General features: G+C 40.7%; 10 protein-coding genes (1 of these 10 running past the window's edge). 7 read left to right on the top strand and 3 right to left on the bottom strand.

What is annotated here, in order from left to right; genetic code table 11:
* Positions 1-585 carry the 5' portion of an HD-GYP domain-containing protein gene (locus EEL30_05780; GenBank protein ID QDX91918.1) on the bottom strand. The gene continues 522 nt to the left of window position 1, outside the view, so the window shows 585 of its 1,107 coding nt (coding positions 1-585); its start codon is at positions 583-585; the stop codon falls past the left edge of the window.
* A gap of 163 nt (positions 586-748) precedes the next feature.
* The gene (gene gyrA / locus EEL30_05775) at positions 749-3,304 is read right to left on the bottom strand and encodes a DNA gyrase subunit A (protein ID QDX91917.1); all 2,556 of its coding nucleotides are present in this window, start codon (positions 3,302-3,304) and stop codon (positions 749-751) included.
* Positions 3,305-3,524: 220 nt separating this feature from the next.
* On the opposite strand from gyrA, the gene EEL30_05770 reads away from it, so the two are divergent.
* On the top strand, positions 3,525-4,247 hold the full coding sequence (locus EEL30_05770) for an N-acetylmuramoyl-L-alanine amidase (GenBank protein ID QDX91916.1): 723 nt from the start codon (positions 3,525-3,527) through the stop codon (positions 4,245-4,247).
* Positions 4,248-4,381: 134 nt separating this feature from the next.
* Here the strand turns inward: EEL30_05770 and EEL30_05765 are convergent, their stop codons facing one another.
* Entirely contained in the window at positions 4,382-5,332 is a 951-nt protein-coding gene (locus EEL30_05765) for an L-lactate dehydrogenase (GenBank protein ID QDX91915.1), read from the bottom strand.
* 240 nt (positions 5,333-5,572) lie between these two features.
* On the opposite strand from EEL30_05765, the gene bioA reads away from it, so the two are divergent.
* The 6 genes from bioA to bioC are packed head-to-tail and all read left to right on the top strand — an operon-like array spanning position 5,573 to position 11,449.
* Positions 5,573-6,934, top strand: a complete 1,362-nt coding sequence (bioA, locus tag EEL30_05760; GenBank protein ID QDX91914.1) for an adenosylmethionine--8-amino-7-oxononanoate transaminase — start codon at positions 5,573-5,575, stop codon at positions 6,932-6,934.
* Entirely contained in the window at positions 6,931-7,641 is a 711-nt protein-coding gene (gene bioD / locus EEL30_05755) for a dethiobiotin synthase (GenBank protein QDX91913.1), read from the top strand. The genes bioA and bioD overlap by 4 nt, the downstream gene beginning before the upstream one ends.
* A gap of 57 nt (positions 7,642-7,698) precedes the next feature.
* Positions 7,699-8,724, top strand: coding sequence for a biotin synthase BioB (gene bioB, locus EEL30_05750; GenBank protein QDX91912.1), 1,026 nt, complete (start codon positions 7,699-7,701; stop codon positions 8,722-8,724).
* Positions 8,717-9,907, top strand: a complete 1,191-nt coding sequence (gene bioF, locus EEL30_05745; protein ID QDX91911.1) for an 8-amino-7-oxononanoate synthase — start codon at positions 8,717-8,719, stop codon at positions 9,905-9,907. The genes bioB and bioF overlap by 8 nt, the downstream gene beginning before the upstream one ends.
* Positions 9,904-10,635 (top strand): alpha/beta hydrolase, encoded by a 732-nt coding sequence (locus tag EEL30_05740; protein ID QDX91910.1) that lies wholly within the window; start codon positions 9,904-9,906, stop codon positions 10,633-10,635. The genes bioF and EEL30_05740 overlap by 4 nt, the downstream gene beginning before the upstream one ends.
* A complete protein-coding gene (gene bioC / locus EEL30_05735; GenBank protein ID QDX91909.1) occupies positions 10,625-11,449 on the top strand; it encodes a malonyl-[acyl-carrier protein] O-methyltransferase BioC in 825 nt (274 codons plus the stop codon). Before EEL30_05740 ends, bioC begins: the two co-directional genes overlap by 11 nt.
* Positions 11,450-11,467: the final 18 nt, after the last annotated feature.

Below are 11,467 nucleotides of genomic sequence, written 5' to 3'. Positions count from 1 at the left end.
ATCGACTTTGGTTTTTCCAATGTCCATTAGCATCCCTGCTAAAGCTACTTGCATCCATTCCTTTTCCGGAAGCTTCATCCACTTAGCCATAATATAGCTAAGTAATCCGACACCTACACAGTGCTCATAAAGGTAGTTATTCGGATTATCTGCTTTTTTTAGGATGAGCCATAGATTAGATTGTTCTTCTACTTCTTTAAGAAGTGTAGTCATAACATTCCGAACTTCTAATACAGGAATGTTTTGTCCTCCCTGTACATGTTGAAAAAGGTTTTTAAAGGAAGTGACTGACTTCTCGAAATGTTCCACAAGCCCTGATTCTGTTTGTTGCCTTCTTGCAGATTTATTCTTCTCTTTACTTTCTACTGCTTTTTGTTTCTTATCATCAGCGAATCCTTCCGTAAGAACAGTTCCATCCATTAAAGCTTCAATAAGAACCTCATCAATCATAAATGCATCCAAAATTTCTTTCTCTCTGTCTTCTACAACGGTTCCTTTTGTAAACAGCAATCCTCCTAACGGCGTATGAACATCTTCCGTTAAACGAGATCCTACCGGTATGTGTTTAATCTGACAAACAGGCATATCGATCCCCCTATATCTTCACTAAGTAATTAGACCTATTTCTTTAGTATTATCTTCTATTATAAAAGCCATGTTCATAAAAGGATAGGAAAAACTTGATTATATTCCCACAAGCCTTTATAAAAAAGGTGACCCCATCACGGAATCACCTTTTTGCTGTTACCTATTCTTCAGATGGTTCATTGCTCACATCTGTATCTGTATCTGTCTCTACAACTTCTTCTTCTGTGCTTTGATGAGCATCGTCCGTTTCAATAGCTTCTTCTTCAAGATTATCCTCATTATCAGAGTCTTCATCTTCTGAAGCTTCTACCGTAGCAATCGAAACAACTTCCTCTTCATCGCCTAGACGAATTAATTTTACCCCTTGCGTATAACGTCCCATAACGGAAATTCCTTGCATCTCCATGCGAATAATGATGCCAGTGATGGTTACAATCATTAAATCTTCATCAGCTTGCACAACTTTTAAACCAACAACTTGACCGCTTCGATCTGTGACGTTATGGGTTTTAATTCCCTTACCTCCACGAGTTTGAATGCGATATTCAGAAACAGGTGTACGTTTACCGTAGCCTTTTGCCGTTACAATCAGCACTTCAGCATCATCGCGAATGACATCCATACCAATTACTACGTCGTTAGAAACTAGGGTAATCCCTTTAACACCTGTAGCAGTACGTCCCATGGTACGTACGTCGCCTTCATTAAAGCGAACGGACATTCCTTGTTTTGTACCTATGATGATTTGTTGTTTGCCGTCCGTCAAACGAACGTTAATTAACTCATCATCTTCACGGAGGTTAACAGCAAAGAGACCGCCACGTCTGATATTTTCAAACGATTTTAAGTCCGTCTTTTTAACAATACCTTGTTTTGTAGCAAAGAAGATGAACTGATCTTCTCTAAATTCCTTCACCGGAATAACAGCACTGACCGTTTCACCCTTTTCAATTTGAATCAAATTGATAATTGGTGTTCCTTTAGCTGTACGGCTTAGATCAGGAATTTCGAATCCTCTCAAGCGATAGACCTTTCCCTTGCTAGTGAAGAACAAGAGGGTATCGTGGGAGTTAGTGATGCAAAGATGCTCGACGAAATCGTCATCTTTGGTTCCAATTCCTTGAATGCCTCGTCCCCCCCGCTTCTGGCTGCGGTAGGTCGTTACTGGCAAACGTTTCACATAACCGCTATGAGTCAAGGAAATTACTACTTCCTCTTCTGGAATAAGATCTGCATCTTCAATCATATCTTCGCCAATGGTGATGATAGAACGACGATCATCTCCGAATTTATCTTTGATAGCGTTCATCTCGTCACGAATGATTGAGTCAATCTTGTTATCATCAGCAAGAATAGATTTCAAATCAGCAATTTTGATTAGAAGCTCTTGGTATTCTGCTTCAATTTTTTCACGTTCCAGACCAGTTAGGCGTTGGAGACGCATGTCCAAAATAGCTTGGGCTTGTTCATGACTTAATCTAAATCTTTCAATTAAGGCATTGCGTGCTTCTTCTGCCACTCGTGACGAACGAATGAGGCTGATAATCTCGTCAATATGATCTAGTGCAATACGTAAGCCTTCTAAAATATGGGCACGCGCTTCAGCTTGGCGCAATTCGTACTCGGTACGTCTGCGAACTATGACACGCTGATGTTCTAGATAATGATAGATCATCTCTTGTAAATTCAGTGTTTTTGGACGTGAATTAACAAGTGCCAGCATATTAACCCCAAAGGTTGATTGCATTTGGGTATGCTTAAACAGGTTATTCAACACTACTTTTGGAATGATATCCCTACGAAGTTCAATGACGATACGCATTCCTTTGCGGTCAGATTCATCACGCAAATCAGTTATGCCATCAATCTTTTTCTCACGTACCAGTTCTGCAATTTTTTCAACAAGTCTTGCTTTGTTCACCTGATACGGAATCTCCGTTACAATAATGCGAGCTTTACCATTATTCTCTTCAATATTGGTTTTCGCGCGCATAATAATGGAGCCACGTCCTGTTTCATAAGCACGTCGAATACCAGAGTATCCCAAAATTTCACCAGCTGTCGGGAAATCAGGGCCCTTAATGATTTTCATCAGCTCTGCAACGGTAATCTCAGGATTATCAATCATGGCACTGACACCATCAATAACTTCCCTCAGATTATGCGGTGGTATATTTGTCGCCATCCCAACCGCGATACCTGCTGAACCATTTACTAACAAATTCGGAAAACGAGAAGGGAGAACGGTAGGTTCTTCTTCGTGTCCATCGTAGTTTGGTATGAAGTCTACTGTATCTTTATCAATATCCCGAAGCATTTCTAAAGCAATTTTGGAAAAACGGGACTCAGTATAACGCATAGCTGCCGCCCGATCTCCGTCCACAGAACCAAAGTTCCCTTGTCCTTCAACGAGCATGTATCTCATATTGAAATCTTGTGCCAACCGAACCATAGTCTCATAAATTGCCGTATCACCATGAGGATGGTACTTAGCCATTACTTGACCGACAACGTTTGCGGATTTACGGAAAGCCTTATCGGGAGTAAGCCCCATATCATGCATGGCATATAAGATACGGCGATGAACTGGCTTTAGTCCGTCCCTTACATCAGGTAAAGCGCGACTAACGATGACACTCATCGCGTAATCAATGAACGAGTCACGCATCTCTTGGCTAATGTCAATTTTTGGAAACCGAGATGTTTGTTCTGCCATTTAGGTTACCCTCCAAATCGAAATTACAACGCTTTATTATAACATATAAGTACGATTTCCGTCCAAAAAGCTGGAGTGAAAAGGCGATTTATTATATAACTTCCTCTGTTTTCCTCTAGAAGTGCTTCATGAGTTTTGGAATGTAAGGGGATACTTTTTACATATCAAAATTCAAACACGATATGTATGTCTTGTGCCATAACATAAGGAGGAGAAGTGTATGCAGTGGTTGAAGGTAGCCTTGGTAGCCTTTATGTTGATGAACCTTCTGCCTACTCATGCCAGAGCTATTGGCTCAGAGCATATGCCTATAGAAATTATTATTGATGCGGGACATGGCGGTGTAGACGGTGGAACTTCTTATCAAGGAATTTTAGAAAAGGATATTAATTTGCAAATTGCCAAGCTATTATATAAAGAATTAACAGAAAAGGGATATCATGTCTTATTAAATCGTACGGGTGATTATGCACTAAGTGATGAAAACAAATGGTTGCGTTCTCCCTCTCGTCATATCCGTGATTTAGCTCAGAGACGACATTTGGCTAAGGAAGTTCATCCCCAAATGCTGATCAGTCTCCATATTAACTGGTCTAATAGCAAATCTAGCACTGGTCCGCTTGTCTTGTATCAAAAAAACAATCAAAGCTATATTCTAGCTGATATTATCCAGCATTATCTGGATCAATTGTATAATACAAAAGGTGAGCCCTTACAAGGTAAGACTTACTATCTGCTAAAGCAATCTATTTGTCCGACAGTTATTGTGGAGATGGGCTACCTAAGTAATTCACGTGATCGTAATTTCCTAGTAAATAAAAAGACACAAAGGAAGATTGCCCAAACCATTCAGGAAGCTGTTTCTGAATATATGCTTATTATGAACCAAATTCAAGATCAGGAAACCTGGAATGTAAGCGAGAATAACCAACAACTACATTAATGAGCAAGAAAACAGGGGTAACAGGAAAGGCTACTAAAGAGAGTGAAGTAGCCTTTCCTGTTACCCCTTTACGTTTGTTATACCTTAATAATGAGTACTTTTCCCACAATAAGAAGTAAGAATTCTTTATTATGCTAAGTAAAAGAGATCGTAGACAATGCCTTCTGTAACACATCCGCAGAATGCTTTAGCTTAGCTTGCTCTTCTTCATTTAGCGTAATCTCAACAACCTCACGTACACCACTGCGATTTACCACAGCAGGAACTCCCAAGTATGTATCCTGTAGACCAAATTCTCCTTGTAAAAGAGTGGAGATTGTCAGAATGGAATTTTGATTATATAAAATGGCTTTTGTTAAGCGAGCCAAGCTCATCCCAATCCCGTAGTAAGTTGCACCCTTTTTCTCAATGATATGGTACGCCGCGTCACGTACATTAATAAAGATTTGATCTAATTCTTCTTTGCTAGGACCTACACCTTTTTTCAAGCATTCAGTAATCGACTTGCCACCTATACTTGCCTGACTCCAAACAGGTAATTCCGTATCGCCATGTTCTCCCATGATATAAGCATGAACACTGCGGGAATCAACTTCAAAGGCTCTACTCAGCAAGTAACGAAAACGTGCCGTATCAAGCAATGTGCCAGAACCGATTACTTTTTCATGCGGGAAGCCTGAAATCTTCCATGTCGCGTATGTAAGAACATCTACTGGATTACTAGCTACTACAAAAATGCCCTGAAATCCACTATCCATGATGCTAGTTACGATCTTCTTAAAGATCCTAACGTTTTTTTCAATTAAATCCATACGTGTCTCGCCTGGTAATTGATTTGCTCCTGCTGTAATGACCACAAGATCGGCATCCTTACAATCGGAGTAGTCACCTGCCCAGATCTTCATAGGGGAAGTAAACGGTAATCCATGACTTAAATCCATGGCGTCCCCTTCTGCTTTATCCTTATTCACGTCAATAATGACTAATTCATTTACAATGCCTTGATTTAATAGAGCATAAGCATAGCTGGAACCAACAAATCCAGAACCAATCAATGCAACCCGAGAAACCTTTCGAGATAACATAAATTTCTCTCCCTCCCACTATACAATAGAAATATTTTCTCTGTTCTGTCCCTAATTTATTCACTCTCATTTTTCATCTTCCAGCTATTCTGTTATATTTGTCAAATTTTAATGTGCATCCGTAATCATTCAACTCGTTTACAGGAAAAAAAAGCTATGTTATATTTCTAAATATATTTGTAAACTTATTTTTAATTTAGGTTTACAAAAAATAAAATGGCAGGAAGGGAGCAATTCCAAGTGAATTCAACACCCAACTACTCTGAATTAGCCAGCAAAAATAAACAATACTTATGGCACCCCTTCACGCAAATGAAGGATTACTGTGAAAATGATCCTTTAATTATCGAGCGAGGAGAAGGCGTCAAGCTATTCGATGTTAATGGAAAAGCTTATTACGATGGATTTTCGTCTGTATGGCTTAATGTACACGGACATTGTGTACCTGAATTAAATCAAGCGATAACAGAACAATTAGAGCGAATCGCTCATTCTACTTTATTAGGGATGGCAAATGTACCGGCCATTCAATTAGCGGAAAAATTAGTCAAGATTACTCCAAATGGGCTTAACAAAGTCTTTTATTCAGACTGTGGAGCTACTGGTGTAGAGATTGCATTAAAAATGGCTTTTCAGTATTGGCAAAATAAAGGGAGTAGCGGGAAAACTAGGTTTATTACCATGAATCAGGCATACCATGGCGATACAATCGGGGCTGTCAGTGTAGGTGCTATTCCGCTTTATCATAAAGTGTACAAACCGCTGTTGTTCTCTCCCTACACCATTCCCTATCCAAATACATACCGCGAAGAAAGCGCAGGAGCAGCGCTTGAACAAACGCTTCAAGCTTTAGAGGCTCTTTTACAAGAAAAGTCTAGTGAAATTGCTGCGATTATTATTGAACCGATCGTACAAGGAGCTAGTGGCATGATTGTGATGCCAGAAGGTTGTTTGAAAAGGATCGCTGAGCTAGCGGCTGCACACCAAGTCCTTTTTATTGCTGACGAGGTCGCTACTGGTTTTGGACGTACAGGAAAAATGTTTGCTTGTGAGCACGAAGACGTTACGCCTGACATCATGATAGTTGCCAAAGGAATTACCGCTGGTTATCTACCATTAGCTGCCACTCTAACAACAGATGAGATTTATGAAGGTTTCTATGCAAATTACGAGGAACAAAAAACATTTTTCCATGGTCACTCCTATACAGGAAATCCATTAGGCTGTGCTGTCGCTCTTGCTAGCTTAGACCTCTTTGAATCAAGAGGACTTGTAGAAAAAGTAGCTACTGATGCAACATGGCTCGAACAACAATGGCCTTCCTTTTTGGAGCGAAAGCATGTAGGGGATATTCGCCAGAAAGGTCTGATGATTGGCATAGAGTTAGTGTTAGATAAACAGGATCGAACTCCTTATCACTGGAATGACAGAATCGGAGTAAAAGTAAGCCAACGTTCCAAAGAATTAGGCTTGTTAACACGTCCACTCGGAAATGTGATTGTATTTATTCCGCCACTCTCCAGTACACGTGATGAGCTACTCGAGATGATCCAAATTTTATATCAAGCGATTGTAGAGGTTACAGAGGGTATAGAAATATGAAACATACCAATGGCATCTTTATTGCGGGCACCGGTACGGAGATAGGTAAAACCATGATCACTGCTAGTTTGGCCACTACCCTCCTTCATAGAAATATGGATATTGGAGTATGGAAGCCAGTACAATCAGGAGCTCGTGCAGATGATATGGTTAGCGATGCCTATCGTATACAATCTTTGTCTGGGTTAGAAGATGCCCCTCACGAGATCGCGCCGCTGTCTTTTGTAGAACCAGTTACACCACACTTAGCAGCCATTCGAGAAGGCATCATCTTAACACTCCCGAGTATTATGCAGGCTGGCGGTCCGCTTTTTGCTAGACATAAAAACTTACTTGTTGAAGGTGCTGGTGGATTATTAGCTCCGCTGACCGACACAATGGTGGGTATTGATTTAATTAAACAGATCAATTTCCCTGTTCTACTTGTTGCTCACGGTGGCTTAGGAACCATTAATCATACACTTCTTTCATTAGAAGCCTTGCGCACTAGAGGAATTCCAATTCTAGGTGTCATTTTAAATCAGACAGAAGCTCATTTATCCATGAAGGAAATGAGAAAAAATGCTGATTATATAGAAGACTTTGGTAAGGTTCAGGTTCTGGGTCTGTTTCCTTATCTATCAGAGCCATTCAATAAAAAGCAACTGATTGAAGTTATAGAGAAGCATATTCTACTGACTCCCATCCTACAAGAACTTCAATGTTAGTCCTGTTCAATTAAGATAATTCTTACCGATGTAATACTCTATAGGGGGACGTGTACTATGAGTGCATTAGCTACCAATTCTACATATGACTGGTCAATTTTAGCCAAAAAATCTATAGCTGGTGAACTTCTAAGCGCAGTAGAAGCTCTCAGTATTTTACAAGCTACTGACGATGAATTATTGCCTATTCTGCAAGCTGCCTATCAGGTACGTTATCGTTTTTTTGCCAAACGTGTGAAGTTAAACATGATCATGAATGCTAAAAGCGGTCATTGTCGGGAAGATTGCGGATATTGTTCTCAATCAAGTCGTTCGTCTGCACCTATCGAAAAATACACGATGTTAGACAAAGAGACCCTGATGAAGGGAGCTCAGGAAGCTATCTCTCGAAAAGCAGGAACCTACTGCATCGTGGCTTCTGGGCGTGGGCCAACCGAGGGCGAATTAAAACAAGTAATTGAAGCAGTAAAAGAAATAAAGCAAACCTCTTCATTGAAAATTTGTGCCTGTTTAGGATTGTTAAAACCAGAACAAGCCATCCGCCTAGCAAATGCCGGGGTAGATCGCTATAACCATAATATTAATACAAGCAAGGATAACTATGCTTCTATCACTACTACCCATACCTACGATCAACGTACCGAAACAATTGATAATGCAAAAACTGCCGGAATGTCACCTTGCTCAGGGGTCATTATTGGAATGGGAGAAACGCTTGAGGAAATTGTGGAGATGGCCTATACTCTCCGGGCAATTAACGCAGACTCTATTCCAATTAACTTTTTAAACCCAATTCTAGGTACACCATTAGCTCATATGGAACGAAATACGCCACGTTTTTGCCTAAAAGTAATCGCTTTGTTCCGTTTTATTTGTCCAACCAAAGAAGTTCGAATAGCAGGTGGACGTGAATTAAATCTAGGACACTTACAGCCACTAGCATTGTACGCTGCTAATTCTGTGTTTGTTGGTGATTATTTAACCACAACTGGACAATCGGTGAATGCCGATCATCAGATGATTGCAGATATGGGTTTTGAAATTGAAGAAAATGCTTTTGCTAACGACCACTTACATGAGTAGATACCCGGAATTACAACAAGAATTGGAACATCGACGTAAAAAAGGGCTTCAACGTATGCTTCGCACAACTGAATATGTAGCTGAGTGCCAAGGAACCTGGATTGTTTCTAACGGACAAAAACTACTTAATCTTTCCTCTAACAATTACTTAGGACTATCACATGATCCACGTTTGTTGAATACATGGCAACTAACAGCAAACACTTTTGGAGCAGGAGGAACCTCATCTCGATTAGTGGTTGGTAACTCCTCTTGTTATCACCATACCGAGCAAATTATCAGCCGGTGGAAGGAACGAGAGGCAACCCTATTATTTGCAAATGGCTACATGGCTAATCTCGGTTGTATATCTGCTCTGCTTGATCGTCATAGCGCCATTTATAGTGATCGACTTAATCATGCAAGTATAGTGGATGGTACGATTTTAAGTAGAGCAAGTCATTATCGCTATCGTCATAACGATTATGAACATTTGCAATACCTCCTTCAAAAGCATAAGGAGAAACACCGACGTAATCTAATCGTTACCGATACAGTCTTTTCGATGGATGGAGATAAGGCAAATATAGAAGAGCTGATCAAGATAAAACACGATTATGGTGCATTTTTAATGGTTGATGAAGCGCATGCGAGCGGAGTTTATGGGGAAACAGGCGCTGGTTTATGCCATCAGCTTGGCGTTCATCAGGAAGTGGATATCCTAATGGGAACATGTAGCAAAGCCCTCGGTTTATATGGGGCTTATGTATGTGCAGATCAAGTACTAATAGATTACCTCGTACATACCTGTCGACCACTCATTTATTCTACTTCACTACCACCTGCCCTAGTCACAGCAATCGGTCATTCTGTTGCCATTGTTCAACAGGAAGAATGGCGCCGACAGGAACTCCACAGAAAAAGTAATCAGTTCCGAACTCAGTTACAACAGGCTGGTTTGCTTGTACCTTCTGGAGATTCTCCTATTGTGCCTCTTTTACTTGGTGATAACCAAACAGCAATTGAGTATAGTAACCGCTTAGAGCAGGCAGGAATTTTAGCCGTAGCTATTCGGCCCCCTACCGTTCCTGAAGATTCAGCAAGAATCCGCTTTTCACTCATGGCGACACATTCAGATGAAGACATAGCTTGGGCAGCACACCAAACCATTCAAACAGCAATGGAACTTGGGGTGATTACATGAAAAAGGATGGCACCATCCTTTGGCTAACAGGTTGGGGAATGCCTTCTTTCATCTGGGATAGCTGGCAACAAAGCTTGACCGAGTATTATCATGTTGCAGTCGATTTCTCTCAGATGGCCTCACCCTCTGCTATTTATAAAGGAGTCGAAGAAATCTATCGTGGAATACAGCAAGAAATACCTTCTCCCATCTTAGTCGTTGGCTGGTCATTAGGTGGAATGTTGGCACAGCGTCTTGCCGCTACCTTCCCGGTCCAAGGCCTTCTCCTTCTGAATACAACAGCACGTTTTGTCCGTGACGAAGCAGAGATTCATCTGGGCTGGCCAACGACTTCTCTTATTCGAATGAAGCGATCTGTTAAGAAGAGTAGATATAAAGTGCTAGAGCGCTTTTATACAAGTATGTTTCCCGAATCAGAGAAAGAACTTCCCCATCAAAGTAGTACTACCCTACTTCAGCAATGTAATTGGACAGAAAACGCCTTGTTAGCTGGACTTGATATTTTACTCTTAGAAGATTGTCGTCCTCTTTTATCTCACATAAACTGTCCCTGCTTACTCATACATTCTTTCAATGACCCGGTGATTCCCTATGCGGCAGCTCAGGAAATGGCAGAGTCTATTCCAAACGCCACATTCATTTCACCTGATTATCAGGGCCATTATCCATTTGTAACTGGTTCTTCGTATGTAGTTAACGAAATAAGGAGGTTTATTCGTGCCAAATAAATTGCACATCCAACAACGATTTAATCAGAAAGCCAGCACATATGATCAACATGCAATCGTGCAAAAACAGATGGCCGATCAACTCCTCCAATCCTTTCAAAGTAAATATCTCCCCTCACGAGTTCTAGAGATTGGTTGTGGAACCGGGTATCTTACTAAGAAAATGGTAACCTACCCTCGCTTATTAACTCACTATACAGCTCTCGATCTAGCTGACAAAATGCTGATGAGGACAGAACAAGCTATTCGAGATCATCATGATCAATCTACTCTACCAGCATCTCTTCAATTGGTATGTGCCGATATTGAGGATTGGGCACATACCGTCACTGACTCCAGTTATGACTTGATTCTCTCGAATGCTTGTTTTCAGTGGCTCCTATATCCACAGAAAACTCTCTCTCAATTACACAGAATTTTGCAGTCTGAGGGGCATCTGTTATTTTCTACATTTGGCCCCCTTACTTTCCATGAATTACAGGAATCCTATAACGCAACTTACACTAGCATGGGAGAAAAAGCTCAGAGTCATGTCCTTACCTTTCATAGTTCTACCGAATGGGCTTCTTTTTTAGAACATGCCGGTTTTCAAAACATAGAAGTGCAAACTTACTCAATCACACTATATTACTCAACCGTTATCGATTTTTTACGTTCGATTAAAGAAATAGGAGCCACTGTCCCCCCTCCCTCTCATGGCTTGGGAGACAGACGCCTTCTAATACCAATGATGAATTATTACCAAGATACCTTTCAGCAAGATCAGGGGATACCTGCTACCTATGAAGTCCTCCTAATCACTGCTCAATGTTAATTAGCATATAAGTCATTT

The organism is Brevibacillus laterosporus, assembly GCA_007833815.1.
GTDB lineage: Bacteria > Bacillota > Bacilli > Brevibacillales > Brevibacillaceae > Brevibacillus_B > Brevibacillus_B laterosporus_D.
Note: the sequence above shows the minus strand (reverse complement) of the source record. Positions and strands in the feature narration are given on the sequence as shown.